Origin of the sequence: Pantanalinema rosaneae CENA516 (assembly GCF_050753385.1) — a bacterium.
Taxonomy (GTDB): Bacteria; Cyanobacteriota; Cyanobacteriia; order Leptolyngbyales; family Leptolyngbyaceae; genus Pantanalinema; species Pantanalinema rosaneae.
The window spans coordinates 206,412-233,394 of sequence record NZ_JBLZFZ010000002.1; the positions used below are offsets into that span (position 1 = coordinate 206,412).

At 49.2% G+C, this 26,983-nt stretch carries 29 protein-coding genes; 13 read left to right on the forward strand and 16 right to left on the reverse strand.

What is annotated here, in order from left to right:
* The first annotated feature begins 235 nt into the window (after positions 1 to 235).
* Positions 236 to 1,207 (forward strand): 2-hydroxyacid dehydrogenase, encoded by a 972-nt coding sequence (locus tag ACN4EK_RS01890; RefSeq protein ID WP_431655678.1) that lies wholly within the window; start codon positions 236 to 238, stop codon positions 1,205 to 1,207.
* A 157-nt stretch (positions 1,208 to 1,364) separates the two neighbouring features.
* A complete protein-coding gene (locus tag ACN4EK_RS01895; protein WP_431655679.1) occupies positions 1,365 to 2,153 on the forward strand; it encodes a hypothetical protein in 789 nt (262 codons plus the stop codon).
* Between the two features lie 39 nt (positions 2,154 to 2,192).
* Here ACN4EK_RS01895 and nrtS read toward each other — a convergent pair whose 3' ends face one another.
* The 4 genes from nrtS to ACN4EK_RS01915 form a co-directional block, all read right to left on the reverse strand.
* Positions 2,193 to 2,528 (reverse strand): nitrate/nitrite transporter NrtS, encoded by a 336-nt coding sequence (gene nrtS, locus ACN4EK_RS01900; RefSeq protein WP_431655680.1) that lies wholly within the window; start codon positions 2,526 to 2,528, stop codon positions 2,193 to 2,195.
* A gap of 91 nt (positions 2,529 to 2,619) precedes the next feature.
* Positions 2,620 to 2,889, reverse strand: a complete 270-nt coding sequence (locus tag ACN4EK_RS01905) for a hypothetical protein (RefSeq protein WP_431655681.1) — start codon at positions 2,887 to 2,889, stop codon at positions 2,620 to 2,622.
* Between the two features lie 255 nt (positions 2,890 to 3,144).
* Positions 3,145 to 3,720, reverse strand: a complete 576-nt coding sequence (locus ACN4EK_RS01910; protein WP_431655682.1) for a hypothetical protein — start codon at positions 3,718 to 3,720, stop codon at positions 3,145 to 3,147.
* A gap of 202 nt (positions 3,721 to 3,922) precedes the next feature.
* Positions 3,923 to 4,753, reverse strand: a complete 831-nt coding sequence (locus ACN4EK_RS01915; protein WP_431655683.1) for a nucleotidyltransferase family protein — start codon at positions 4,751 to 4,753, stop codon at positions 3,923 to 3,925.
* 244 nt (positions 4,754 to 4,997) lie between these two features.
* On the opposite strand from ACN4EK_RS01915, the gene ACN4EK_RS01920 reads away from it, so the two are divergent.
* Together ACN4EK_RS01920 and ACN4EK_RS01925 are read left to right on the forward strand one after the other, a co-directional pair.
* Positions 4,998 to 5,768, forward strand: a complete 771-nt coding sequence (locus ACN4EK_RS01920) for a metallophosphoesterase family protein (protein WP_431655684.1) — start codon at positions 4,998 to 5,000, stop codon at positions 5,766 to 5,768.
* 118 nt (positions 5,769 to 5,886) lie between these two features.
* Positions 5,887 to 6,138, forward strand: a complete 252-nt coding sequence (locus ACN4EK_RS01925) for a hypothetical protein (RefSeq protein WP_431655685.1) — start codon at positions 5,887 to 5,889, stop codon at positions 6,136 to 6,138.
* Here the strand turns inward: ACN4EK_RS01925 and ACN4EK_RS01930 are convergent, their stop codons facing one another.
* Positions 6,139 to 6,810 (reverse strand): hypothetical protein, encoded by a 672-nt coding sequence (locus ACN4EK_RS01930; protein WP_431655687.1) that lies wholly within the window; start codon positions 6,808 to 6,810, stop codon positions 6,139 to 6,141.
* A gap of 38 nt (positions 6,811 to 6,848) precedes the next feature.
* On the reverse strand, positions 6,849 to 7,565 hold the full coding sequence (locus tag ACN4EK_RS01935) for a hypothetical protein (RefSeq protein WP_431655688.1): 717 nt from the start codon (positions 7,563 to 7,565) through the stop codon (positions 6,849 to 6,851).
* Positions 7,566 to 7,886: 321 nt separating this feature from the next.
* On the opposite strand from ACN4EK_RS01935, the gene ACN4EK_RS01940 reads away from it, so the two are divergent.
* The gene (locus ACN4EK_RS01940; protein ID WP_431655689.1) at positions 7,887 to 9,074 is read left to right on the forward strand and encodes a phosphoserine transaminase; all 1,188 of its coding nucleotides are present in this window, start codon (positions 7,887 to 7,889) and stop codon (positions 9,072 to 9,074) included.
* A gap of 109 nt (positions 9,075 to 9,183) precedes the next feature.
* On the opposite strand, the gene ACN4EK_RS01945 is transcribed toward ACN4EK_RS01940, so the two are convergent.
* The gene (locus ACN4EK_RS01945) at positions 9,184 to 9,426 is read right to left on the reverse strand and encodes a hypothetical protein (protein WP_431655690.1); all 243 of its coding nucleotides are present in this window, start codon (positions 9,424 to 9,426) and stop codon (positions 9,184 to 9,186) included.
* Positions 9,427 to 9,585: 159 nt separating this feature from the next.
* Positions 9,586 to 9,732: a hypothetical protein gene (locus ACN4EK_RS01950; protein WP_431655691.1), complete on the reverse strand. Its 147-nt coding sequence runs from the start codon at positions 9,730 to 9,732 to the stop codon at positions 9,586 to 9,588.
* Positions 9,733 to 9,891: 159 nt separating this feature from the next.
* Between ACN4EK_RS01950 and ACN4EK_RS01955 the strand changes: the two genes are divergently transcribed.
* Positions 9,892 to 10,353, forward strand: coding sequence for a response regulator (locus ACN4EK_RS01955; RefSeq protein ID WP_431655692.1), 462 nt, complete (start codon positions 9,892 to 9,894; stop codon positions 10,351 to 10,353).
* 73 nt (positions 10,354 to 10,426) lie between these two features.
* Here ACN4EK_RS01955 and ACN4EK_RS01960 read toward each other — a convergent pair whose 3' ends face one another.
* Positions 10,427 to 10,618, reverse strand: coding sequence for a hypothetical protein (locus ACN4EK_RS01960; RefSeq protein ID WP_431655693.1), 192 nt, complete (start codon positions 10,616 to 10,618; stop codon positions 10,427 to 10,429).
* 374 nt (positions 10,619 to 10,992) lie between these two features.
* Between ACN4EK_RS01960 and ACN4EK_RS01965 the strand changes: the two genes are divergently transcribed.
* Positions 10,993 to 11,925 carry an SGNH/GDSL hydrolase family protein gene (locus ACN4EK_RS01965; RefSeq protein ID WP_431655694.1) on the forward strand — a complete coding sequence of 311 codons (933 nt, stop codon included), beginning with the start codon at positions 10,993 to 10,995 and terminating at the stop codon, positions 11,923 to 11,925.
* A 39-nt stretch (positions 11,926 to 11,964) separates the two neighbouring features.
* Here ACN4EK_RS01965 and ACN4EK_RS01970 read toward each other — a convergent pair whose 3' ends face one another.
* Complete coding sequence (locus ACN4EK_RS01970) at positions 11,965 to 12,519, reverse strand: hypothetical protein (RefSeq protein ID WP_431655696.1); 555 nt, start codon at positions 12,517 to 12,519, stop codon at positions 11,965 to 11,967.
* 346 nt (positions 12,520 to 12,865) lie between these two features.
* Here ACN4EK_RS01970 and ACN4EK_RS01975 point away from each other — a divergent pair, with 346 nt between their 5' ends.
* Together ACN4EK_RS01975 and ACN4EK_RS01980 are read left to right on the forward strand one after the other, a co-directional pair.
* Positions 12,866 to 13,384 carry a hypothetical protein gene (locus ACN4EK_RS01975; RefSeq protein WP_431655697.1) on the forward strand — a complete coding sequence of 173 codons (519 nt, stop codon included), beginning with the start codon at positions 12,866 to 12,868 and terminating at the stop codon, positions 13,382 to 13,384.
* Between the two features lie 13 nt (positions 13,385 to 13,397).
* Positions 13,398 to 14,198 carry an endonuclease/exonuclease/phosphatase family protein gene (locus ACN4EK_RS01980; RefSeq protein WP_431655699.1) on the forward strand — a complete coding sequence of 267 codons (801 nt, stop codon included), beginning with the start codon at positions 13,398 to 13,400 and terminating at the stop codon, positions 14,196 to 14,198.
* 24 nt (positions 14,199 to 14,222) lie between these two features.
* On the opposite strand, the gene topA is transcribed toward ACN4EK_RS01980, so the two are convergent.
* Positions 14,223 to 16,484, reverse strand: a complete 2,262-nt coding sequence (topA, locus tag ACN4EK_RS01985) for a type I DNA topoisomerase (RefSeq protein WP_431655700.1) — start codon at positions 16,482 to 16,484, stop codon at positions 14,223 to 14,225.
* Between the two features lie 122 nt (positions 16,485 to 16,606).
* Between topA and ACN4EK_RS01990 the strand changes: the two genes are divergently transcribed.
* A complete protein-coding gene (locus ACN4EK_RS01990) occupies positions 16,607 to 17,500 on the forward strand; it encodes a DNA adenine methylase (protein ID WP_431655701.1) in 894 nt (297 codons plus the stop codon).
* Between the two features lie 80 nt (positions 17,501 to 17,580).
* Here the strand turns inward: ACN4EK_RS01990 and ACN4EK_RS01995 are convergent, their stop codons facing one another.
* Positions 17,581 to 19,740: an FG-GAP-like repeat-containing protein gene (locus ACN4EK_RS01995; RefSeq protein WP_431655703.1), complete on the reverse strand. Its 2,160-nt coding sequence runs from the start codon at positions 19,738 to 19,740 to the stop codon at positions 17,581 to 17,583.
* Between the two features lie 903 nt (positions 19,741 to 20,643).
* Positions 20,644 to 21,120: a Dps family protein gene (locus ACN4EK_RS02000; RefSeq protein WP_431655705.1), complete on the reverse strand. Its 477-nt coding sequence runs from the start codon at positions 21,118 to 21,120 to the stop codon at positions 20,644 to 20,646.
* Positions 21,121 to 21,549: 429 nt separating this feature from the next.
* Between ACN4EK_RS02000 and ACN4EK_RS02005 the strand changes: the two genes are divergently transcribed.
* Both ACN4EK_RS02005 and petC read left to right on the forward strand, forming a co-directional pair.
* The gene (locus tag ACN4EK_RS02005; protein ID WP_431655707.1) at positions 21,550 to 21,756 is read left to right on the forward strand and encodes a YgaP family membrane protein; all 207 of its coding nucleotides are present in this window, start codon (positions 21,550 to 21,552) and stop codon (positions 21,754 to 21,756) included.
* Positions 21,757 to 21,792: 36 nt separating this feature from the next.
* Entirely contained in the window at positions 21,793 to 22,329 is a 537-nt protein-coding gene (petC, locus tag ACN4EK_RS02010) for a cytochrome b6-f complex iron-sulfur subunit (RefSeq protein ID WP_431655708.1), read from the forward strand.
* 29 nt (positions 22,330 to 22,358) lie between these two features.
* On the opposite strand, the gene ACN4EK_RS02015 is transcribed toward petC, so the two are convergent.
* Together ACN4EK_RS02015 and ACN4EK_RS02020 are read right to left on the reverse strand one after the other, a co-directional pair.
* Positions 22,359 to 23,927 carry a cation:proton antiporter gene (locus ACN4EK_RS02015; protein ID WP_431655709.1) on the reverse strand — a complete coding sequence of 523 codons (1,569 nt, stop codon included), beginning with the start codon at positions 23,925 to 23,927 and terminating at the stop codon, positions 22,359 to 22,361.
* A gap of 183 nt (positions 23,928 to 24,110) precedes the next feature.
* Positions 24,111 to 24,674 (reverse strand): HdeD family acid-resistance protein, encoded by a 564-nt coding sequence (locus tag ACN4EK_RS02020; protein ID WP_431655711.1) that lies wholly within the window; start codon positions 24,672 to 24,674, stop codon positions 24,111 to 24,113.
* Positions 24,675 to 24,938: 264 nt separating this feature from the next.
* On the opposite strand from ACN4EK_RS02020, the gene ACN4EK_RS02025 reads away from it, so the two are divergent.
* Positions 24,939 to 25,412, forward strand: a complete 474-nt coding sequence (locus ACN4EK_RS02025) for a hypothetical protein (RefSeq protein WP_431655712.1) — start codon at positions 24,939 to 24,941, stop codon at positions 25,410 to 25,412.
* A 56-nt stretch (positions 25,413 to 25,468) separates the two neighbouring features.
* On the opposite strand, the gene ACN4EK_RS02030 is transcribed toward ACN4EK_RS02025, so the two are convergent.
* On the reverse strand, positions 25,469 to 26,821 hold the full coding sequence (locus ACN4EK_RS02030) for an FAD-dependent oxidoreductase (protein ID WP_431655713.1): 1,353 nt from the start codon (positions 26,819 to 26,821) through the stop codon (positions 25,469 to 25,471).
* Between the last annotated feature and the right edge of the window lie 162 nt (positions 26,822 to 26,983).

Consider the following 26,983-nt stretch of genomic DNA (forward strand, 5'->3'; position numbering starts at 1 on the left):
CACTGAAGAGATGTGTCAAGAGGCAAACTGTGAAGCCAGTACCCAAGTTCCGAACTACCCGGTTTGTCGCTAAAATCTGACGTAACATCTCGCCGTCCTCTCGGAGTGTTCAACTCATTGTTCCCATTGGTTCACCCTTCTATCTATTTAACTCTGACACTGACAAAAATTTCGATGAGATGGGGCGAACCACGATGTTCATAGTTTTGGTGTCCATCCCATTCTCAGAATCGTTATGACTCATCTATTCATTACCCGCCAGCTTGGCACCGATCTGTCGGCTTTAGAAGCACTGGCAACCGTTGAGGTGTGGCCCGATCGCCAGCCTCCGCCCTATGAGGTTTTGCAGCAGAAAATTTCCCAGATCGATGGCTTACTTTGCTTGTTGACCGATCGCATTGATCAAGACTTAATTGCCGCCGGACGATCGCTGCAAGTGATCAGTCAAATGGCAGTGGGCTACGACAATATTGATATTGCTGCCGCTACCGCCAGAAGGATTCCGGTCGGACATACTCCCGGTGTGTTGACGAATGCCACTGCTGATTTAACCTGGGCATTGCTGATGGCAGCCGCTCGCCGAGTCGTGGCAGGCGATCGCTTTACCCGTTCTGGACAGTGGCAAACCTGGGAACCGAACCTACTCTTGGGGGCGGATCTGGCTGGCTCGACACTGGGAATTGTCGGGTTAGGGCGGATTGGTCAGGCGGTTGCTCGTCGTGCCCGAGGGTTTGAGATGCAGATTCTTTATACCGGACGGCATCGCAGTAATCCCTTGCTAGAGCAAGCATTGGGAGCCGAATTTGTGGACTTCGATCGCCTACTAGCCACCTCGGACTTCGTTACCATTCACACCCCGTTGTCTACCGAAACGCATCATTTATTCAGCGATCGCCAATTTGAGCAAATGCAATCTACAGCAATTTTGATTAATACAGCGCGAGGCTCCATTGTTGATCCGGATGCACTCTATCGAGCGCTAAAAAATCACCAAATTGCCGCCGCCGCGATCGATGTTACCGATCCTGAACCAATTCCCATGACTAGCCCTCTGCTTCAGTTAGAAAATCTGATCATTACGCCGCATATCGGTAGTGCCAGTGTCCAGACCCGGCAAAAGATGGCATCAATGGCGATCGCCAATCTGATCGCTGGGCTAAAGGGAGAACGATTACCTGATTGTGTCAATCCAGAAGTTTATGCCTGAGTCCATCTGCGGTTCGCTTAACTTGGGTAAGCAGGTTTCGGGAATTGCCACTAGCTGAACTGATGCCTGTAGCAGTGGATTAAATTCCCCACCATCACTCTACTTGGAAGGGTGATTGAACAACGCGCTCTCAGATGTTTTTCAGGACACTTGCCCCATGAAACCTGTCATTCCCGCGATCGTCTTGCTGATTGGCGCTATCAGTGTCATCGGTTGTAGCAATAATTCGACCACCACAGCCCAACCTACGGCATCGCCTGCACCAGTAAGTTCTTCCGCCCCAGATGCACGATCGTCCACTCCTGCCCCCAGTGCTGTAACCCCATCTCCTACGACTCCTGCCATCTCAAAATCAGAACCGTTGTCTGATCTAGAACCGGAAGTAGGGATAATTCAACAAATCCAGTCGGGTGATTTGATGTGTTACATCACCTTTACCGATGAAACCGGGAAGCAACGGCAGGCTGGCAGCATTTTTGAACTGTGTGAACAGCCAGACCAGTATTTACAAAAACGAGTGCGTCTGATTTATGGCATTCGCAATGTTAGTGATTGTCCCAGTGCCGAACCCTGTGGCAAAACCCGCCAAGCCCAGGTAGTTGTCCGAATTACCCCGATCGATCAAGCGGGACGGGAACTGGATGCCGATACGATCGTTTTACAAAATGACGAATGGATGGTGACGATCGGTAATCGCAATTCCTGGTCTGGGGTCAATAACACTGGAAATTTGAGCTATCGCGGTTGTAATCGTCAGCAAGCCTGTATTGATTTGACGGGCGGTACGGTCACCTGCCGGAATGGCACCTGTGCCACCATCTGGCGCAACGGTGAATACAGCTATACCTTAGCCAGCGCGATTACCGACGGCAGCAGCCCATCGACCAGTACCTTAACAGTGCGACAAAACGATCGCATTCTACGAGAAATTACTGGCTTGAGATAACTGCTTGAGCTTGATCAGTGGTGCAGTGAAGTTGGGTAACTACGGCTGTTGCCCCTTCACGGTTGGCATGTCCGATCGAGGTAAGGTCGGCTGAAGTTGAGTTGAACAGGATGGAGGATAAACATTAATGAGCGAAGGCGCACCATTTGTCAATCGTCTTCGATAGCTGTATTGACCATAGACATTGACTAAATAGGGCATTACATAGGTCAGGATCACAGAAATCCAGCGCTCCTGGGTCATTTGGCGGCGATAGAGAGCTGGACCGTGATTAATCACAAACAGCAAGGAACCGACTAGCATCGCTGTTTTAATTCCGGACGGAATAAATTCTGGATCTATGAGGCTGGCAACATACGCCTTGAAACCCTTCACGATGCCAATGCTCCTGAACTCTACGTTTGCGTCTATGCGAGAGTAAAGCAGAAGCTGGGCATTAAAGTTGATATGTAATTTACCGAACGACTTAAATTCCTAATATTGCTAACCAGATATACGTCAAAGTTAGGAGTAAGCTGGTTCCCAGTATGAGTTCCTTTTGCTGGTTCCAGAGTTGCTGCATCCCATACCAAAAATAACGGAGCGTCGCGCGGCGCTCTCGACCTAGCTCGGCGATTAATTCTTCAACTTTGGCATCGACTTCTTCTAACGAAACTTCGCCTCGACGATAGGCGGTATCCAGTTGATTCAATTGTCGCCAATAGTGATTCGTTGCTGCTAATAAATTAGGCACCATAACAGAGAAACTACGCCAGTTAACTTTTGTAACTACCTTAGCGAAGCGATCGGGGTAATTTTCTCTGTTTTAGGTTAGAAACTTGATCAGCCCTTGGGAGAAGTACGATCGCATCTCCCATCTTTAAATCGGCTACTTTGAATGAGTGGTGAGAAGTGTTTTCACTCAAACAGATCTCACCCTCCCTCTTTTGCTCTGTTCAGGACGTTTTGCCAATCGAACGATCGCCAAAATCTATCTCTGAAACTCTAAACGTTACCGAGTTGATGTCCGTCTAGTAGAACCTTTGGTTGCACTGCTCCGCCGTCGAGTCGGTTTAGTTTCTGCCTCTTCCTCAGTGGCGGCGGTTTTGCCCCGACCTTTTTTGGCTGGTGCTTCGGCTTTACTGCTGCTTCTTCCCCGTCGTGTAGGAGTCGTTGCCGCTGTTGCCCCATTGTTGGTGTCAGTCGAGGTCGAAATCTCATGGGCAGCTTGATTCAATTGTTCCTCGATCGCGTCATCATCATCCTGCGCTTCCGCCTTTTTAGTGCCTCTGCGGGGTTTGGTTGCCGTTGATTGACTCTTGGCTGCCCGTTTGCCCACCGGGACATAGTTTTTTAAGGTAGCCGCACTAATGACGATGTCATTCTCCTTTAACATCATTGCCAACTCTTGGTAAGAATATCCTTTTGCCAGAGCCGCTTGCAATGGAGCTTTCAATTTTTCCACTGCTTCCTTTAGGGAGAGCTTCTCTTTTGGTTTTTCTGGCAATCCTTGCAAAGCCGATTGGGCATCGTCGATCGCTGCCTGTTTGACTGTAGTTCCGCGTGATCCTCTAGGCTTGGTTGTCATGATTGGGTTCTCAAGTAGAAATAGCAAGATCTATTTTGATTCTATGCTTCTAATTCAATCATGCACGATTTTTTGCATCATTGATGGCATTGCTACTGAAAAAGCATTACCCAAATTTGATGCGGTCGGTTGTCATTGAGATTGGCATCGGCAAGAACAGCAATCTCGTACCTGGGAACTCTGGGTCGCTGTGGCGGCGAGATCAGGTAGGGATAGGGCTAGAAACGATTCCCTGTTCCTGCTGAAGATGGTCAACCCATTCCCCCACATCGGCGGCTGTGAGGTTACCTCTGGGAGCTAAGCGGGCATCTTCGTATCCCCATTCTGCAATGTCAATGTGATATTGCAGGGGAGCAAGCAATGTGCCCTGACAGAGTTTTTCATCCCGGTTGCCCTGCTGACTCTCCTGAGCCAGTTGCTGCCCTAGTTGCTGCATTACCCAGGTAGGAATCCGCGATCGCTGCCCCGGATAAATTAAGCCGAACAAAACCAGATGGCTGAATAAGACCCGCCAGTGTTCACCAAATTGAGTCACTAAGCGTTGCCAGTCGAGCCGATCGCCATAGGTGAGAATTAAATGAGCAATGTCTGCCCCATCATAGCGATCGCGGGCCATCACATAAGCTTTTGACCAGATAATTTCTTCTGGTGCACAAATTTTGACGGGAATGCCAAACATTTGTTCCTCAATGGCATGGTCAAACCAAACATCACTGACCGGTAATCGACCATGCGCCGAGTTAAAGATAATATCAATAAAATCATTTTGGTAATGAGTTTTGGCTAACCAGTGGGAGACAACCAGTTCTGTGTTGTAGCCTGCTGCCGCAAATACTGCCAGGATTTCAGGTACATCTGCCGGACGGGCAAATAGGTCTAAATCCTTCGTGCCGCGTTGAATTCCGGTATACCGCACAAACGCATGGGTGCCACCAATTAAAAACGGAATGCCTGCCTGGTGCAAAACTTTGAGAGCCTGGCAGTAAAAATCACAGGTTAAATGATCGTCAAGTTTAGGGGAAAGGTCTTGCATAAATCTAATTTGCAGCGGAGCAATGTTTAATCAGTGCTTTAATAGCCTTTCATCATGGGCGATCGCGATCGACAATGCCTCATTCCCAAGAGCGAATCTCCGGGAGTGACAGTGGCATTGGAAATGCACCTAATGAGACAGGGAGACAACCCATTCATTGGTCATGATCTGATCAAGCCATCCGACTCAAAATTGTGAACAGGAGTTTCGGAAGCATTGATGACATATTGGGGAGAGAGGCAGAATGTCAACCACTAAGGATGTGATTCGGATTGCTGCTGTCGGTGACATTCACTGTACAAAAACTTCACAGGGCATGTTGCAACCACTATTTATGCAGGCGAGTCAGACCGCAGATGTGCTGTTATTATGTGGCGATTTAACGGACTATGGGCTGGCTGAAGAAGCAGATGTGTTGGTGAATGAGTTGGCGGCGGCGACGATTCCTGTAGTAGCTGTGTTTGGCAATCATGACTATGAGGCTGGTCAGCCGGATATGGTACAACGGATTTTGACCGATGCTGGTGTCAAAGTATTGGATGGAGAAGCCTGTGAGATTGCCGGAATTGGATTTGCTGGAGTCAAAGGATTTGCGGGTGGCTTTGGTTCCCGGATGTTGCAAGCATGGGGAGAGCCACTGATTAAACAGTTTGTGCATGAGGCGGTAGAAGAAGCCCTGAAATTAGAATCGGCATTGGCGAAATTGCAAACCTCCCAACGGATCGCGGTGCTGCATTACTCCCCGATCGAGGCAACGGTCGCCGGAGAACCCTGTGAGATTCTGCCCTTTCTGGGTTCCAGTCGGTTAGAGGATCCATTAAATCGGTTTGCGGTGACTCTGGCGGTTCATGGTCACGCGCACCACGGACAACTGGAGGGACGTACCAGCCAGGAAATTCCGATTTATAACGTCGCCATGCCGCTCCTAGCCCAGCATTTTCCAACACAACCTCCCTTTCGGCTGCTGGAAGTTCCGGTGAACCAAGCAATCAGCGATCGCCAACTTGCAACTTGAGACAGAGTCGGCTCAATGCTGAAGGTAGAGGGCAACCCGTGATCGTGCTCTTTAGAATCAAATCACACCAATTTCTACTGAAAACCATTTAATCGACTCATTATTAATCGGAGTAATTATGGCAGCAACTACCCCTTTAACCGGATCGGAATTGATTGACTGTGCCCGAGCCAACGGCTCCAAAGGCATTAAAGTTGCGGCCGATCGGTGCGGCTATGGCAGCGACACCCTCTCCTTTGAAACGGCATTGCAGCAAGCTGGAGAACATATTGGCGTAACGATTGCCAGTTTCGAGGATTTGATCACACCTGCCAGCGATCGTCAGGAATCGGGGGTTGAAGTTGCTCCGGATTCCCTCAGTCAATTGTAGTTAAGAGACCAGGGCAGGGCAGGTCGGTTGTATCCAAATGCTATCTCGTTGGTAAAAGTCACCGCGTTGCTCGACGTGATAGCCCCCTAAGAGTAACGCCAACCACACTTCCACTAACGGCATTTGCAGCGATCGCTGTAATTCTAATAGTGATATTTCTGAGGCGCGATCGCCGGGTATCCCCTGAGCGATCGCCTGAATCCAGGCAGAAACATCTTCATCATGGGCAACCGCCAGCGCCTGTTGTTTTGTTTGTTCATGTTCTAATCGATCGAGAAATTCCAGCAAATTGGTTTTATCAACTGAGCCAATCACGGAGTCAATGGGGCGTGTAGATTGACTCCCACCCGACTGGTCTACCATCCCTTCCAGATTCAGCGTCATGGTCTGGCGCAGAAACGGCTGGAGCATCTCTGTGGTCAAAATGGGTTCACCTTCAACCGGATGATATTTCTCCTCCCATTCCTCCAACAAGTAATGTGCCCGAGCCGCTAACACATCGGTTAACAGTGCCAGTAGATTCCCAGCGATCGCCAACCAGGCGGTTTCTGGTGACTGTGCCAGCACAGATTCAAACTGGTGCAACAGGTGTCGCAGATTAGCTGTGGCGGGGACGGCGATCGCCCGTTGAATCGCTGAGTAAAACTCCGAATCGGTTGAATGCTCTGGCATAAGCTTTCCGGTGGCAACCTGGTTAATGGGGTGGGGACTCATCCCCGCAAGGGACAGTTGGCAATCGGACATTGATGGACGGGCACTTCTTTGACCACATCTTCAAACCGACTGATGCCAAATTGTTGCTGGAGGGATTGCAGTAGTTGTTTAATATAGTCCGTTACTTTATCCGCTCGCATCCCTAAACAATGAACGGCGGGAATCTGGACAATTCTCTCGTTGCCCTGCCAAATTTCAGCGGCAACCGCATGAACTGGGGCGAGCGTTGATTGCCGATACAGCACCAGGATTGCCGCCGGAGGACGACTGGGAGTTGGCAGATCAATCTCTAAATGATCAAGATTAGTTGAGGTTGTTGGGAATTCGACGGCTTGGGGCAACGATCGCCGTTTGCGGGGCTGACCACTCCAAGACCGATATTGAGTCTGTTCTAACCGCCCAATCTGAGTTTTAATCTGGTGAATTTGGCGTTCTAATTGCTGGACTTGCTTGCCCCGATCGCAGGCTGCTTGATAATAAGGAATCTTTTCAATTGGAATATACAGACTTTTCTTGCCATTCGGTAACAACTTCCCGCGTCCAGCGCGTAATCGGGCATAGCGACAGCTAGCTTTAGCGGCAATCGAAGCCGATCCGCCTGCCGGAGTCCGTTCAATCCGCACGCCCACTAAGTAATCGCCCTGATCTTGCAGCGCCGCTAATTTGGCTTCTAACTGAACTAACTGCTGTTGCAAGCTGGGAATTGATCGCATTACCTATTCGTGTTACATTCTTGTCGCTAATATCCCAGCATAATCTGAATGCTGCCGTAAATAATTTTTTCTCAAGATTAAAATTTTACGGCGGTGCGTCAGATTTTAACTATATATCTGTCAGCGAAATCCGCCCCTAGGCAAAATTACACTTTCAGCAATCTGCAATCCTGAGCGAACCAAATCTGATATTCAGTTACTTAAATTTACTGTTGCCGTTGGCAAATCTCAGGACAGGCTTGTTTCGGGTCTTGCCAAATGCTAGGGTGTCTATGCTTAATATATCTACCCCGACTTGGCTGCCGTTATTGCAGCTTTTCCATGAACACCATGCAAGAGATGCCTACTCCTCCACAAACTAAGCCGAACACTCCCTATTTCTCCTCTGGGCCCTGTGCTAAACGTCCGGGCTGGTCTGTTTCTCAGTTGCAAAATGCCTGTGTGGGACGATCGCATCGATCGGAAGCGGGCAAAGCCAAATTAGCGGATGTGATCGAACGGTCTAAACAGATCCTCGGTGTTCCCGCTGACTACCGATTGGGGATTGTGCCTGCCTCTGACACGGGAGCCGTGGAAATGGCGTTATGGTCACTGTTAGGTCAGCGTCCCGTTGATATCCTGGCATGGGAAAGCTTTGGTCAAGAATGGGTCAAAGATGTCACGGATGAGTTGCAGTTGCCCGATGTGCGGTTGCTGAAAGCTGGGTACGGTAGCTTACCGGATTTGAGCCAGGTAGATTTCAGCAAGGATGTGGTGTTTTTGTGGAATGGCACCACCTCTGGAGTCCGTGTGCCCAATGGCGACTGGATTCCCGCCGATCGGCAGGGGTTAACCATTTGTGATGCCACTTCGGCAGTGTTTGCCATGGAGATCCCCTGGGATAAGTTGGATGTTGTCACCTACTCCTGGCAAAAGGTGTTAGGCGGAGAAGCTCAACATGGGGTGGTTGTGCTGTCGCCCCGGGCAGTAGAACGTCTGGAAACCTACCAACCCACCTGGCCGTTGCCAAAACTGTTCCGCTTAGCCCAAAAAGGCAAGCTGATTGAAGGCATCTTTAAAGGCGATACCATCAACACGCCATCCATGTTATGTGTCGAAGATGCTTTGGATAGTTTGACCTGGGCAGAAAGTATAGGCGGCTTAACTGGCTTAATTCAGCGGAGTGAAGCGAATCTCGCTGCGATCGCCGCCTGGGTGACGACGAGTGATTGGGCAGATTTTCTGGCAGAAACGCCTGAAACCCGTTCTTGTACATCGATTTGCCTTAAGATTATTGATCCCTGGTTTACCAATCTCAGTGCGGAGGATCAAGCCAAATGTGCTAAGAAATTGGCAAAACGGCTAGAGCAGGAGCAGGTGGCGTATGATATTGCTGCCTATCGGGCGGCTCCTCCAGGATTACGGATTTGGGGTGGTGCAACGGTAGAAACCAGTGATATTAAAGCGTTATTGCCCTGGTTAGACTGGGCGTATGCCGCCGTTAAGGCAGAATTAGCCCCGGTAGCTTAATTGACCGACTCAGATTTACTTGCCATCCCTCTTTGACAGCAATCGTCGGGAGAGGGATGGCGGAGCTTTGGCAACTATGACGAGCGATCGCGTCAACGATCACTGACACTTAAAGCGGTTGATCGTTGGCTAAATCACGAATAGGTAATCCTGTTTCCTGCGCCAACAATTCAGCAAACTCATAGGCATCGGCATACGATCGGTGAGTAGAAATTAACCGAGCAGTTGGGTGTTTTTCACAACCGGGATGCATCTCAATGCTATGACTCGTGCGATAGATAGAAACAAGTCTGTCTTGATCTTCTGGGAGGGGCATCCATTCAATTAGTGCAGTTTGCAACAGTGAACTCAAAGTCGGCTCCTTATGAAAATGGAGGAGAGGGCTAATCAGTGACGCATTCCTGATCGGCGTATAGCTAGACGCGATCGCTGCATCTACCTACCTTAACCTCCGGTTGCCAATCTGCTGTCAGCAGAAAGTCAGGAAAAAGTCAGATCTTTTAGACCCACCTCAGGTTCCAACTTGTCGCCATGCTGCTTTGAGGGCTTCAATCCGTTGTTGAATCACCTCAGCACCTTGTTTGTCACCTTGTGCTAACAATCGTTTGCTTTCTGCAATTAAGTCTCGTAACTCGACGATTTGTTGTGGTGTAAGCACACGCCCCCCTTTAGCTCTCAGGATTTAAAGTAGCATAGTTCGGCTTTAATCCCGGTAGTAGTCTAACCCCAAAAATACTCCCCCCTAAGACGGTTCCTTTTGTTAAATTGATTCACTATAAGAGACAAAGAGGATCATTAGTTGTGATGCCCCCTGATTATGTATCGTCTTGCGATTGTGGATGACAATGAATCTTGGAGTTTTGTCGCTGCCCTCCGGTTGCAGCAACAGGGATATGAAGTGTCTACTTTTACTGACCCTCATACCTTTCTGCGCCAAGCAGAGCAATTTGATTTAGCCCTGGTTGATTTCTCGTTGCCGCCCCGCCGGTATGAGATTGAGATTGACGGTCCCGGTGTCATTGACCGAGTGAAGCAGCGGTTATCCCAACCTCCTGTATTAGTCTTAATTTCTAGCTATTTCACTGAGGATATTTTGCAACAAGCCGCCGAAATTTGTCCGGCAGCCGATGCTGTATTAAGTAAGCAAGTAGATTCTAGCAACCTGATTCAACAAGTTGAACAATTGTTGGCGCAACGCGCTTCAACTGCAAAACGGGCGCGTCATTCCATTTATTCCCGTTCATTTCACGATGTCGAATCTCGATCGCCGCGTCTATAAAGGACTGAATTAAGTCTTTAATTTGTTGTTAAGACATTGATTTGATCAAACTATTTAAATTTAAAGCACAGCCCTAGCTCGCTTTGGCGTATAGAGTTGCTTGAGGGCGAGCCAGTTCATTCTCCTTTTTGAACGGGTGTCGCAAGGATTGATGTAATTGTTCAAATTCGTTAGGAAGGGTGTTAGGCGGAAAAATATACAAATTTTGTCCCGATGCTTGTGCCCGGTGATATAGCTCGATCGCGGCAGCAAAAGAGTGAAACATAATTGGAACCCATCTGCCTATATAGAAGTAGATCACGACTTGCCGAGTGATGTACTCCTCGGAGGGGAGAGGGTTCTGCCAGGGAGAATTCACGCAGTCTACCTCTTTGATAAGTATTTATACTTAACAGGTTAACTGATTTCAGGTTAGAGCAACCACTGCCACGAGAGATAACTCCGACAGCCCTCAGGCGTAGTTAATCTTTAAGATCGGTTGTGCGGGAGAGCCTTGTTGACTGGGATTCTGTTTTAACCAATGGCTGTAAGTCAGTGCCATTCGTCTCTAGTAAGATTTTTGGAAAATTACCCCACACACCAGGATTTGCTTGATAGGGTAGAAGAGTTTGTCGCCAACTACTGTCCGTGAACCGATCTGTGAACCGATTTATTTTAGCGGCAGGACTCGCTCTTATCACCCTGATTATGGTTGTTCTGGTTAATTCAATTCAGAGTTCTCCTACCATTGATGCCCTGTATGTGTTTGGGGATAGCTTATCCGATACGGGTACTGTATTTCGGGCAACAGGGGGACTCTATCCGCCGAATCCGCCTTACTTTCAGGGGCGCTACTCCAATGGTCGAGTTTGGGTAGAATATCTTGCCGATCGCCTCCAGATTTCCTCTAAGCAACTCAATAATTTTGCCTATGGAGGGGCTACTACGGCTGAATCTGCTCCGCACTTCAGTAATGGTTCATCTGAAAGTAGTCTTGCCCCTGGTTTATTAACCCAAGTGCAATCAATTTTACCTACACAGGTGCAGATTGAACCTCAGGCTTTGACCATTATCTGGGCAGGTGCGAATGACTATTTACAAGGAGTGAGTCAGGCAACGGTTCCCGTAGCAAATATTACTCGGGCAATGGAAGTTCTGATGGCTAAAGGAGCCAAAAGATTCCTGGTGGCTAATTTACCTGACTTGGGACAACTACCTGCTATTCGCACTAGCGCTAACTCCGATCGCCTCAGTCAGCTAACTCAGGCTCACAATCAGGGTTTGCGTCGATCGTTAAAGCAACTGCATCAGCAATATCGTGATATCCAAATTGTGACCCTGGATGCTAATACTCTCTATCGCGAGGCAATCACCGATCCAGATGCCTTTGGCTTTACGAATGTCATAAATGCGTGTTTAACGAATTCCCGCTCCTGCGGTCAACCAGAGCAGTTTTTATTCTGGGATGGCATTCATCCCACGACAACCGCCCATCGCTTTCTAGGTGAAGCGGCTTTTTCCGAGATTCAAGCTGCCAGAATGGCTCATCCACCCTTGGCTGGATCGCCTGCGATCGACTATCAGGCTTCCTAGTAGTCAACGGTGTTGAGTGCTGGGTGTTAAGGGCTTGTATTAGTCATCCACCAGGCATTGGAGGATATACCGCAACCCTAAAATACTGAATGAAATCCCGATGATGCTGAATAAGGGGAATTGCCGATCGCGGGCGGCGGCATAGGAGGCTGATTTAGAGCTGGCAGACATAACGTACCCGCTACTCCGACGAGGACCTGACGAGCTAGTGAGGGCGGTTTTTGAAGAACTGGCTAACCAATCTGCGATCGTCGATAGCCGGTTCAATGAATTATTGTGATCCTGGGTGCTATTAAACTGGTTCAGCAGCAAAGCCTGGGTCATGAGCGGATAGGATTGAGTTTGGGTAGTCAGGGGGGCAAACAACAGGTGATCGCTGTTTAACAGGGGTTGATGCTCCGGGCAATTTTGGCTACCTTCCGTCGCTGATGCGATCGGAGCATCCCAACAGAACGCGGCGGCAACCGATGGCTGAAAAGACTGTGGTACTAGTTCCATCGTGGATGCTGGTTTTGCACTGATCACGCCTAACATCACTAGAAAAGCTGAATTGAGACTTGACAGCAGGAGCTGGATGGTACGCTGCACTTTCATCAGATTCTCCTAGCGGTAGATATTACTGATGCAAGTCTTTGTTGTCTCAACTTTTTAAGTTAAATTCACCCCCCTTGAGATAGAATTGCTAAAATTATCGGTTGTATAACAGGATGCACTCTCCCGCGATCGTACACCGACACAGGGATTTACGACCTCTTAATATTGGTGCAAATTCCTGTTGCTATAGAGTTAATCAACTCATTCTCAAGCTTGATCACCTGCATCAGTGTTGTTGAGCCGAACCTCTAAATGGGTTGTCCATGATGATCAAAGTGTGGGCATGATTATTCAAGGTGCAGACTTGTGCCAAACTCAATATCGCAAGTTCCATAGAGGTGAATTCATGAACAAAACCCATGCCTTTGCCATGCTGGCACCAGTTCCAGAAGTGCATTTAATTTCAGGGTTAGAAGCGATCGCCATACAGTTAGACTCTGATGAACTGTCACCCGGTCAATTGCCAAAGGTAGCGTTTGGGAGTATGGATTTTGAGCTATTTGGTGAGGCAGAACAGTTGCGGACGGGTAAAGCGATCGATGTATTTATCTATGCCTCCCAGTCTAAAGCAGAGCAGCCACTGAACCCAGAGGTGACTTGGCGAGGCATCTACATTGGTTATGTGGGGTCGCGGCGGGGACGTTATCCCGGTAAAGCGATTTTTCGTCCAGCCTCTACGCTCAGCGATAGTCCGGTTTGGGCCGTGTTTTGGGAATTGCAACAACTGGAGCCACTCACAACACCGATCCCGATCGGAACCTTGCGCGGCAGGAATAAGAAAACAAACTATCCACCCCGCTTTATTCCAGAGGGGCCGATGTTAATTGAACATCCGATGGTAAGACGGGCGGGAACTTCACGCTGAATAGAATTAACGAATGAAAATTGCGACTTATAATCTTCAGTCTGGCGGTACAGCCAAGCAATATGTTCACTGGTCACACTTATTTGAAGTGGTCAACCCAGATATTTTTCTAGTGCAGGAAAGCTGTGCCCCCGATCACTATATGACGGCTCAGTTTTGGCAGATGTATGGGAATCAAGTGCAGTGGCAACCGGTAGACGGTCAAGCCTGGGGCAGTGCCATCTTTGTGCGATCGGGACAAATCACCCCGATCGTGGTGCCGGGGTTTGAAGGCTATGTCGTTGGTGTGGAAGTGGACGGGTTTGCTTGGTCAGCCAATGCGGGGCGGAAACTGCAAATCTTTAGTATTCAGGCTCCGGCTCCCTATAAGCCATCCGTAAATCAGATTCTCGATCAAATTGCTCGCCTATCGGATGGCAGTGATTTAATCATTGGCGGTGACTTTAACCTGACGATTGGGGTACGTCATCCCAGTGAAAAACATCAAGATCAGGACTTGTGGTTGTTAGAACGGCTACGGAAGCAATTTGGCTTAATCAGTTGTTGGCAGGCGGTGCATCCCAATCGGCATCTCCCCCAAACCCTACGCTGGCAACGCGATACGACCATTCCTTATCACTGTGATGGGGTGTTTGTCCCGGCGGCCTGGTATCGCTATTTGGATAAATGTGAAATATTGGCATCTCCAGTATGGGAAGAGTTAAGCGACCATAATCCAGTGATTGCTACCTTTGCGGCGGAACCTGCTCCCGCCCTGCCCTCGGAAGCCATGCCGATCGCCAACGTCAAATTCCCGTTTACCTTGTCTCCTTAACTAATGAGGGAGCTAGTCTCCCCATCAGCGCCGCCGAGCTTTAGACTTGCCAGAGGACTTTTTAGAGGTCGATCGCTGGGTTTTAGCAATAGGGTGTTGACTGGATGCCTCACTGGATAGCTCGCCAAAGCGGGGACTCCAAAAGCCATTGGCGGTTTGGAAGTAAACTGCTCCTTCATGGGGTTTTTGCTGTCGGGCTTTAGCATCTGAGCACCGGAGCATGACTTTTGCTTGCCCATCTTTCTGATAGCTATATTCCTCCAGGGGCATCTGGCAGATCGGACAGGGATATTCGGTTAATTGAGTGGGAGCCTTCTCGGTTAGGGGACGGGGGGCTTCCCAGGTCGCACTGCGATCGTTCCAAAACAGGACTGTGGTACAACTCTGGCACTTGAGAAAGTAGCCTTTCTTCACTTTTTTGGATGGCGCTTGTACCATCCTCTGTTGGCATTGGGGACACGGGGTATCACTTGCTTTGGCGGTCTGTTGGGCTGGCGACACCCTGAGATGATGGGGAATCAGGTGTTTGGCTTGCTCCAGGGCAGGGGCGAAATAATCTCGGTTCCAGGCCGTGAGCCATTGTTCCCAGTTCAACTTCCCCTGAGCAATTTGGTCTAAGCAGGACTCCATTTCGGCGGTAAACCCAATATCAACCAGCTTCGGTAAGGCTTGCACCAGAAAGCGATCGACCTGTTCACCCACCTCAGTCGCTTGCAGTTTGCCCTTGACCACACTGACATAATCCCGTTGCTTCAAGGTCTGGATGGTGGGGGCATAGGTGGATGGACGACCAATCCCTTTCCGTTCCATGACGGCAACCAATTGGGCTTCGCTGTAGCGGGGCGGTGGTTGGGTTTGTTTCTGCTCATGGGCAGCCTGTTTTACAGTAAGGGATTGCCCCGGTTGCACGATCGGCAGTTCGGTATCCGCCCCGATCGATCGCCAATACTTAGCAAATCCGGCAAACTCCACTACTTGCCCTTTGGCTTGCCATTGCACCTCACCGGATTGGGTAATAATTCGGGTTTGGCGGACACGGGCAGGTTGGCAGAGAGAGGCGACGGTACGCTTCCAAATCATCACATACAGGGCAAAGGCATCGGCATCCAGTTCTGCTTTGAGGGATTCCGATGAACGGTAAACATCCGTAGGGCGAATGGCTTCGTGGGCTTCCTGGGCAGTTTTGCGGCGTTGATGCTGCCTGATCTGGGCAGGGAGATTGTCAGGATCGCGATCGGCTAACCACTGGCGTACCGATTGCACAAACTCAGGATTCAAATAAACGCTGTCAGAACGGTGATAGGTAATGATCCCTTTCTCATATAGCCCCTGCGCCAGTTGCATCGTCTTTTCGGGAGGAAATTTCAGCCGGGAACCAGCGGCTTGTTGCAGGGTAGAGGTTGTAAAGGGTGCAGGCGGCTGGCGATAAACGATTTTGCCTTCACTGCTGATGACGCGATGCGGAAATTGTTGGGCAATCTGGATCAGGCGATCGGCTTCGGCTTGACTGAGTACCCGATCGGATTCTGGTGCCTGTTTTTCGCTGGGATCGGTAGCATCCTCGATGCCTTCGGTTGCTGTAGCATTCTGGCTATGCCCTCGATGATAAAAGGCACGAAATCCTTCCTGATAATCGACATAGCAACTCCAGTAGTCCTGAGGTTGGAAGTCGCGAATTTGTAACTCCCGTTCGACCACCAAATGCAACGTTGCGGATTGTACCCGCCCGATCGATTTCGCGCCATTGTGTAATGCCCAGACCAGGGGGCTACCCCGATACCCGACCAGCTTATCCAGAACGGAACGGCAAATCCCGGCATGAACTAAATTCAAATCAATTGAACGCGGTTTAGCGATCGCGGCTCTGACCGCCGCTGGAGTAATTTCTCGGTAGGTAATGCGCTGAATATTGGTTAATCCCAACGCCTGGGCAATATGCCAGCCAATGGTTTCGCCCTCCCGATCTTCGTCGGTTGCCAGAATCACTGTTGGAGCAGACTTCGCAGCGGCTCGTAATTCCGCGATCGCCTTTTTACCTCGCGTTCCTCGGGGTTCCCAACGGCAATGAATGCGATCGCCCACCAAATCGAATCCTAATTGAGCCTCCCCATCATGCGCTAATTCTCGAATATGCCCCCCACTGGCTTGAATTTGATAGGTGTCTCCCAAAATATGCCGCAATTTTGCCAGCTTGCCAGGGGCTTCAATAATCAGCAGTGGCTTGCCTTGCGATCGACTGGAACTGCCTTTAGCAGCACTGGAACGGGGGAGAGTGGAGGTCGCCATCTTAAAACTTACTCAGACAGTTGTGAGTATTTTAGTGCAAATGTTCTGGGTTAGCCGAGAAACAATTGGGAAAATGGCACTATCATGCAGAGGCACCGTGAACCTCGATCGTCATCCCTGGTATGCTGCCTCTGCCTCGATATTGCCAACACATCAAAGCGCCACCAATTAAAACGCAAGGGATCAAAACCAAACTGCTACCCTTGATGCTTACCCATATTAACTGGGACGGCAAAGGACGGTGGATTGAGCCATTTTTGGGGTCGGGGGCTGTTCTGTTAAATATCCAGCCCGATCGTGCCTATGTTGCCGATACCAATAAACATATTATCGCGGTCTATCAAGCGATTCAGTCCGGTGTGATATCTGCCAGTTCCCTCAGGAGTTTTCTGGAGGTAGAAGGGGAGAAGCTAGCGTCCCAGGGGGAAGCCTACTATTACCAGGTGCGGGAACGGTTCAACCAGTCTGGTAATCCCTTTGACTTTATTTTTCTCAATCGGGCAGCCTTTAATGGGGTAATTCGGTTTAATGCCAGGGGCAAATTTAACGTGCCCTTTTGTAAAAAGCTGAGTCGCTTTCGATCGGCGTACATTACTAAAATCTGTAATCAGGTTGCCTGGGCGGCTCAACTCTTGCAGGGTCAGGATTGGCAGTTTGTGGTGCAGGATTGGCGAACCACCTTAGCCAGTGTGACACGTGATGATTTTGTTTACCTTGATCCGCCTTATATTGGTCGGCATACAGACTACTTCAATCAGTGGGGCGAGGCAGATGCCGATGAATTGGCAGAGGCAGTGAAACAATTGCCCTGTGGCTTTGCTTACTCAATGTGGAAAAGCAACAAGTATCGAGAAAATCCCCATTTGAGTCAACATTTTTCTGATTATCCCTGTGTCACCTACCAGCATTATTACCATGTTGGCTCAACAGAGAACTTGCGGAATGCTATGGAAGAAGCGTTAATTATTAGTCCTCACTGGTTAGCTTGTGAATCCTGTAGAACATCGAATGGCTAATCCAAAGTCAGGTTATGGCAATGCGATCGAGTGGAACAGGCGCGTGACCTGCCCCACTCAATCCTGTGGGCTGTCAGAGATTAGAACACCCCTAACCCTTGCGAGGTTGCGGCAAACTGGTAGCTCCCCGATGCCGAGATTCTGGTTTCCTGCCATCTGGAAGCCTGTCCACCCAGTCCAACTTCGGTGACACTCTTGAGCGACCAAAATCCAGTTGCCCCAGAAACCTGATTCTGCCAGACGATTTCGCCTTTGCCATCGCCATCAAAATCACCTACGCCTTGAATTTTGCAATTCGCTTGATTCACGCCGACCACTCCCGCCTGTAGGGAGATCCGTCCACCGTCTAAGAACCAAACCTGGGTCGCGCCTGTCCGTTTGTCCTGACAAACAATGTCTACGTTGCCATCTCCATCCAGATCAGTGACTCCTTTGAACTCCCAGTTGGCAGAGAGTTTGGGCAACTCAATCCGGCTACTATACCGACCACCATCCAGAATCCAAACTTGAGTTTTGCCAGACTTTTGATCGCGCCATAGCACATCGGCTTTGCCATCTTGATTGAAATCCGCTAATCCAGCGATCGTCCATTTGCCTTTCATCTTCGGCAGAGTAATTCTTGCGGCAACTCCGGCACCGTTCATTTGCAAGATCTGCGTTTTACCACTCTTACTATCATGGCAAATTACATCGGCTGTCCCATCCTGGTTGAAATCAGCCACGCCACCGATCGTCCATTTGCCCTTGAGTTTCGGTAGCTTGATCGTGCCAACCTTGTTACTGCCATCCATCAACCATACTTCTGCTTTACCGCTCTTGCGATCGTGCCAGAGCAGATCCGTTTTGCCATCGCCATTGAAGTCGCCTGCGCCGCAGACCTGCCATTTCTTGCCCTTCGGACCACGTACCTCGATCGCGTCTCCCACCTGATTGCCATCCATCAACCAGATTTTCAGCACACCCGATTTGGAGTTGTAGCTAAACAGATCGGAATTACCATCGTTATTGAAATCATAACCAGTGGAGCGACGTACTGTTCCGGCGACCTGATAGCTCTGGTAGTTGACAAAGGGCAACCCCCCATTCCCCGTGTTGTACGTCACCCCTGCCAACACCAACTGACCACTGGCATCAAGCGTAATACTGTTAATCTCGTCGTTGCCACCGTAATCTTTGATTAACTTGCCATTCACGCCAAAGCTGGTGTCGAGGCTACCGTTGGCATTCAGGCGGATAATCACAGAATCGGTGCTACCGTTAATCTTGAGCGATCCACCAATCAAGATTTTGCCACTACTATCGATCGTCATGGTGCGGGCATCATCATCGCCGCCACAGTCGATCGTCACCTTACCGCCTGTACCAAAGCTGGTATCCAGACTACCATCAGCTTTGTAACGAACGATCGTAAAGTCGCGTTGCCCGTTGATTACCGCCGTTCCAGCCACCAGGATGTTACCACTGACATCAATCTTGAGGCTCTTACCCTCATCGTCATCGCCGCCGCAATCCGTTGTCACCTTACCGCCCACGCCAAAGCTGGTGTCGAGTGAACCATCGGCGGTATAGCGAATCACGGTGAAATCCCGTTTACCGTTGATTACGGCAGTGCCAGCGACAACAATTCTGCCACTGCTATCGATCGTGATGCTCTTAGCTTCGTCATCATCACCCCCACAATCGGTCGTGACTTTGCCACCCGAACCAAAACTGGTGTCGAGTATCCCCGTAGCGGTATACCGCACCACGGCAACATCGCGTTTGCCACTAATTAAGGCGCTACCAGCAATCAGGAGTCTGCCACTGGCATCGATCTGGAGACTGTACCCTTTGTTATCGTCACTGCTATTGAAATCAGTGATTAACTTGCCCCCTGCTCCAAAGGTGGTATCCAGTGTGCCGTCAGCTTTATAGCACATTAAGGCAAAGGAGGTTTTGCCACCGGCGATCGTGGAACCCGCAATAAAAATTCTGCCCTGGGCATCAACGGCGACGCTATAGCCTTTGTCATCGCCACCGAAGTCAGCTACAATCTTGCCACCAATCCCAAAGGTCGTATCAATGCTGCGATCGACGTTATACCGCACTAAGGTAAAGTCGCTCGTTGTACTGCCACTGAGGGTGACATAGCCTCCAACGACGATTTTTCCAGACGCGGCAACGACAGTGCTAGTGCTGACACTGGTAGAGCCAGCGCCAAAATCTACAGTGCCATTCAGCGTAGTGTTGGGATCTGCCATGAGAAACTCCTTGTAAGTTGGGTGAATGGATAGAACGACGATCGAATTTTGGTCAGGGCACAACAGATTTGATGCCAGCACAAATGACTGCATCAAACGGGATGTTTGCCTGAGCAGATGGATGACTGGAACGCTTCTCAGGGAAGTGAACCGTAGTCAAATTAGGGGGGCTGAAAGAGTGTTCTGTCCAATGCGGACAAGTAATCGGGGGTAGAGGCGCTACAGATAGCCTGAATTAGGAGACGAAATTACAACTGATAAGTTCCAGAAAGTTTGAGTTGATTCAGATGGAAGAATGATCAATTGATTTCACTCTAATTGGGCACATAGAGGGGGATTTCTTAGTAGCTATTGTAGATACACCGTTAACTCGAATCGGTAGATCCAATTTTTTCCTAAGTAGAAATAATTTGAAAACTCTTTCTACTCAGGGGTTTTGGGTTTCATGGTACTCATAATTTGAAACAACCCTGTAGATTTCTCTTGTAATAGTCTGCCCATTAATCCAGCGAAAGTTACCAAGGAATAAATGATTTCTTTAAATTTGTACAACTCTATGAGGAGAACATGAAGTTATCGAATTCACGGAACCTTTCATACACCATTAAATGGCAATGTCACTCAGCCAGTTCGATTTCTGGCTGACTTAGACTTGAGGGCAACACTGCGATCGCCTAAAATTTCCGCGCTTTTAAATTAGTTACGACAATCAGCTTTCACTCAATTAATTCAGTACAAGTGTTCAGTTTGTGTACCAGAAAATCAATGATTTAATGAATAAAAATTTTAGTCAGAGATTAACGGTGAATTAGAAAAATCATTTAATTATCTTCAACGAAATCTAAACAAAACAGCAGCCTCCGCCTGGAAGACTGCTGCTGTTTTTACTAGGTTAGTACACGACTACGCCAACAAGCTTCTCAGCATCCAGGCGGTCTTCTCATGTACCTGCATCCGTTGGGTAAGTAGGTCAGCCGTGGGTTCATCCTGGGAGCGTTCTACTGCCGGAAAGATCGATCGAGCCGTCCGAACTACCGCTTCCTGACCTTCTACGAGCTTACGGATCATATCCTCAGCACTGGGAACGCCATCTTCTTCACTAATGGAAGAGAGATTGGCAAATTCTTTATAGGTTCCTGGTGCCGGAAACCCTAAGGCTCTAATGCGTTCTGCGATCAGATCTACAGCTAACGCCAATTCATTGTATTGCTGTTCAAACATTAAATGTAATGTCTGAAACATAGGACCTGTAACATTCCAGTGGAAGTTATGGGTTTTCAAATACAGGGTGTAGGTGTCTGCCAGAAGTTTGGAAAGACCCTGAGCAATTTCTTGGCGTTCCTTTTCCTCAATTCCGATATTGATGGGCATAGTTTGCATGATGGTCATCTCCTAGATGTTCAGGCAATCAACTGGTCGTCGGTTGGGTTGCCCCATTAGACAGTATCGATGGGTTGCCGATCTGGCGCAATATATCTAAATTATGATCAGCGCCTGTTTAAATCATACTCGATATGACTTCGAGATAGGGTGGTTTCTTAGGTTTATTAAGATTTTGTAACATAGCGATTTCATGGTCTGTCGTTGAAGCAGGATGTCTGAATCGGCAACGATCGGGTAAGGGTGACAGCCTCCCAGGGCGACAGATTATAGTGTCATTCACAATGTCCAATTAAATTACTTTGCAATTGTATAACTATTTAGTTATATTAAGACTGGAGATAACACCCGATCGCAATGGCTGGGCATGATATTGGCATGACGGCCCTGAGAACATTGCAACCTGTTTGATTTTTGGAGATTACCGCTATGAGAACAAATGTCGGTTTGCTCGATCGCCTAGTCCGCTTACTGTTAGCCTCTGTATTGTTGTACCTGGGGCTATTCCTCTACCGTGGATCTGCCCTGGGAATAGGGGCGCTGGCGATCGGGGGTGTCCTCCTGACCACGGCGCTCATCGGTTTTTGTGGGCTTTATCAACTGCTGGGTATTCGCACCAGTCAGACGAATCAATAGCTGGCAAGGGATGCTTTCATTTAGCAGGAAATCAATATGGACAGTAATTTTTCGATCGATAGCCCGTCTCTTTCCCGGCGGCAACTTTTGAATTTTCTCACCGGAGCCGCTGTAGCGACTACCGCAGGGTCAGCACTTTACGCGGTTGGAAAAGCCTTAATTCCATCGGCTGAAACGACGGGAACTGGGGGTGCCATTTTAGCAAAAGACATTTTAGGCAACCCAATTCCCGCCGCGCAAATTCTGGCAGAACCACCCGGAACTCGGGCGTTGGTAGCAGGGTTAGCCGGTGAACCTACCTACCTGACCGTTAATGCCGACCAGACGTTAGACCCGATGGGGATTGTGGATAATTGCACCCACCTGGGTTGCACCTTTCCCTGGAACCCGATCGATCAGCAGTTCCAATGCCCCTGTCACGGTTCGCTTTATGCCCCTGATGGCACTGTAATCCGAGGTCCGGCTCCCCTACCGCTCAAGCTCGTGCAGGTGGCGGTAATTGATCACAGCATTTGGCTCTCACCCTGGACAGCGATCGATCCTCGGACGGGAGCCCAGCCCTGGTGGGTTTAGTCGCAACCACTGCGCGTGGTCACAGGATGTTACGCCTCCTCGTGATGAATTGGATCGAGTAAACACGGTAATTCATGGTTTAACCGCCCCGATCGCATAAATTCGACATAGGTTTCTGCCTCGATCGCAAACAGGTCTTGCCGTAGTTGCTGTGCCCCAACCCCCAATAATCCAGGATCTTTTTGGCACAATTGATCGCTTTCAGATTGCAACTCGGCTAACAGATTCTGGACTTCACTGATCTGGGTTTGATGCACAACGGGTTCCACCCCAACATTAGAACTGGGTTGTTGTAAATAACTCAATACTCGACTTAACGCGGCTTGGCGAGAAATGATCTCCAAATACCGATCCTGTAACGGGCTCGATTCAATCAATTTCAGAGTTTCTAATAACGGTTTTGCCGTCGCCCCCTGTACCAAAGTGGTAAAAAAGACCACACTGAAGACCGCGATCAGTAACTCATTCCGTTGGGGAAGGTCTTCCGGGACGCTCAATGCCAGGGCTAGGGCGACACCCCCGCGTAATCCACTCCACCACAACATCGTTTGAGTAGGTAAATCAATGTCGGATTGAGTTAACCAATTATTGATAAAGGTGAGCCCGTAGATGACGACGAGGCGAGTCAGTAAAACCGCCCCGACCACGATCGCAAACAGATCGAACTCCTCCCAGCCACTGTGTAAGTGCAGTTGATCCCCGATTAACAGGAACAGAATTGAGTTCACAAAAAACGCGACAAATTCCCAAAACTCGCTGACGGCAATCCGGGTACGGGGATTCATGCCAATCCGCGAGCCAAAATTGCCTAAAATTAACCCTGTGGTGACAGTGCCGATCACGCCCGACCCTCCCAGACTTTCGGCAATCAGATAGGCAGAATAGGCGGAAACCAGAGTCAGCGATTGCTCGACTAAGGGCAGATCGAACCGTTCGGTTAAATAGGAAATGCCGAAACCGAACAACAGACCGACAAACAAACCGACCCCGACCACCGTCAAAAAGCGCACGACCAACTGCTGGGGATCAAAACTATCGGTGCCCATGGCAATGCCCAGCACCAGGCTGAATGCGACGACCGCCGTTCCATCGTTAAACATGCTTTCTCCCTCCACCAGTGCCTTCAACCGGGGAGGGGCACCCAGTTCTCGCAGCAGAGCACTTACAGAAACGGGATCGGTGGCGGCCAGACAGGCTCCAATCAGGAGGGCAACGGGTAATCCAATACCTGCCCACCAGTGTAAGGGTAAGGCGATCCCCGCGATCGTGATCCCTACGCCCAAAGTGACATACAGCGAAATCGGCGGCAAATCTCGCTTTAAGTCCTGCCAATTTAAGTTCCAGGATGCTTCAAATAGTAAGGGCGGTAAGAAAATCCACAGAATCAGTTCGGGGGATGGGGTAAAGAAGCGAACATTTAGTAACGCTAACCCCATGCCGGTAATTACCAGCATCAGCGTATAGGGAAATCGCCGCAGCCAGGGAACAACCTGGGAGAGGGTGGCGACCCCCAGAGCGGCTGAAATCACCAGCAAGAACTGTTTCAGACTTTCTTCGATCCCGATCGATTCGTTTAATGTACTAATCAGATACATCATGTAGTGCTAAGACAAAAGGTGATGGCTGAGTAACCTGATAACTACGGCAGAACGAACTCTGAAATAGCTTCAGCCTGATCACAGGGCAGAAAAAGTGTGATCAGACTGGAGTTTAACCTAACTTGTCATCCGACAACACACGCCATGATCGGCTACAAGCTCACCTCAGTTTAGTAGTCTGGGTTAATTGGCTCGTAAAGCTCGACGGGCAGAGAGCGAGAACATTGTGATCCATAACCCGCTCATGAGTAAATTGATGCCAACTAATAGCCCAATCACCCACAGGGCGCTAGACGGTAGCTGATTCCAAATCAGAATGCTGAGGATAACCCCTAAGACTCCACTGATGAGCATCCATCCCCAGTTGGGAGCCGGTCGTACCTGAAATGCCATGATCACTTCCAAAATACTTTCGATCAAGATCGTGATCGCCAGCACCACTGTGAGGGTAAATGCCCCTTTGAGCGGATAGGTCAGCATTAGAATGCCTGCTCCAACATAGAGTGCCGCTAGTACCAAGCGCCAGATTTTAGAGCCGACCCCATGTACCTGAAAGGCATAGACGGCTTTGAAGATCCCGCCAGCGATGAACAACCAACCAAAAAATAGAGTCAGGGTGATTGTAGTGATTAAGGGAGAGACGATCGCCACGGCTCCTAGCACCGCCAGCAAAATTCCTAAGGCTAGCGTCCAGCCTAATCCCTGCCGCAACTCCTGTCTCACTTCCGGATCGAGATCTGTTCTCATGGGATTTACCTCTCTGGATTAAGGTGAATGATGGATTACAGCAGTTTTCGCCCCCTAATCCCCAATTTCAGAGCGTTAGAGGATGTTGGAAACGGAGTTTGGTGTCAGTCAAAGTTACTGTTTGCTACTGACAGTATGACTGTTAAACCATCCATTCAGATCAAAAGAAAAGTTTAATCTTTAATTGATAAAAAATCTGGATTTCGTCACAAAAAATAAGTGAAATGCTAGGCTGAAGGAGCCTGGAGTACAGGAGCTGCGATTATGTTAAATCGGTTATTGGTGATGCCGTTGGGGCAATTTTGCCTGGGGGTGGCGATCGTCGTTGGCAATCTACTGACTGCGGTGCAAGCGGCTCCTCAGCAACCGATCGAAGATCCTAATACTGTACCCACCGAGATTCAGCAACGATGGGATGCTCAGCGGCAAGAACTATTACGGCAACAACAGGAGCAACAGCGAGAGCAATTTAGACAGGAACAATGGCGACAACAGCAAAATAGCTGGCAACGCCAACAGCAACAACGGCAGGAGCAATTTAACCAACAACAGGACGAGTGGCGACGACAGCAACAGCAATACCAGGAACAATTTCGCCGTCAACAGGACGAGTGGCGACGACAGCAAGATCAACAACGAGAACAATTCCGCCAACAGAACGAGTGGCGACAGCAACAAGAGCGACAACGGGAACAATTCCGCCAACAGGATGAATGGCGGCGGCGGCAAACGAATTAACTAAAGAACACATCCCCTGAGTCCCCCAATTTTGGGGGACTTTGAGGTTCGGCTTCTTATGAGCACGATGTCACGGCTGATTCCGAGCTAAACCAGCGGCGATCGAATTCACAACCTAAATGCGCTTGAATGCGTAAGATATCCTGTTCCGCATTGCCCAAACAGGTGGTGGCTCCGGGAGATGGGGTAATGTTGAACCGAATGCCACCGCCCGGATCGATCTCTGCCTGACCGAGGATTAATCGGCGTTGGGTGCGATCGATCAACTGTGGTCGAACACCACCGACCCCCTGAGCAAATTCTAGATCCTCTAATTGCAACGATGGCACAATTTTGCGAGCATCGTGCAGAAACAGACGGCGATTGATTAACGGCATTTCAAATGCCATATTTTTGAAGATATAGTCCCGAATATCCCGGACTTTAAATAAATCCCACATCACCTCTACCACCGGACGATCGAGCCGGAGCACCTGCAAATAGTCTACTAACGTTTGCCAGTTGTTGCGTTCTAACAGAGGTAACGGTAGGGCAGTGGGCCCAAATCGGGTTTTGCCGGGGACTAAGACATCCGGGTCGCCATGAATGGCCGCAAATGGCAGCTTATCATTCTGCACTGTGTAAACTTTGCCATTTAAGACTTGCGGCGTGTAGTAGAAATTCCCAGCGATCGGTAAGCAAGAGTATTCCAGCCCAATCCCCATCCGGTGAGCAAATAGGAGGCTATGACCTCCGGCAGAAACAACCACAAACCGAGCGGTCAACGTCCCTTCAGGGGTAATGACTCGATAGTGTGATCCCTCAGGCTCGATCGCCTGCACCGGATGTCCCAGTTTTAGATCAACGGTTTTGCTGGTAACGCTCTGGGCCTGCTCCACAAATGACTGTGCCAGTAAGCCGTAATTGACCGCTGTATATTCTCCCTGGATGGCAATGGCTGTGATCTCTTCGGGACGATCGCTGCCATCTGCCAGCTTCACGACCTGAGGCTCAATCTCTGCAATCTCCGCTTTTTCTAGCAGTTGCATACCCGAAAAATGCGGTTGGAATTGCGTATAGCGCTGCTGCAAAAACTCACATTCCTCTGTGCCAACCCCTAACACCATTTTGGGGAAACGGTAAATAATGCGATCGCGAATGTCTGGAGGCAGTTCGGTAGCATACCGGACAATCATTTGTGCCGATCGTCGCACCTTAATTGCCTTTTCCAGACTGTAATTGGTTTCGATATCGCCGCAGTGAATCGTTTGACTATTGTTGGTGGCTTTAGAATTCACTGTTGCCACACCAGCATATTTTTCTACCAGCGCAATCTGTTTTAAGTCGGTAAACTTTGCCAGGGAATACAGCAGTGCCGCTCCTGCAACCCCACCGCCAATGATTACCACATCGTACATTTGACCTGTCATTTTACTTCTTGCTATCCTCCGAGTCTGTGCAGCAAAACCCTGCCATCTCAGTATAGTGTGGTCAATTCCTATTAAATAAAGTTATTGAGTTGCGATCGGAATTATTTCTTTGCTAGAGTGAAAAGACTGTGATTAAAATCCTTGACCAGACTTTGGTAGTAC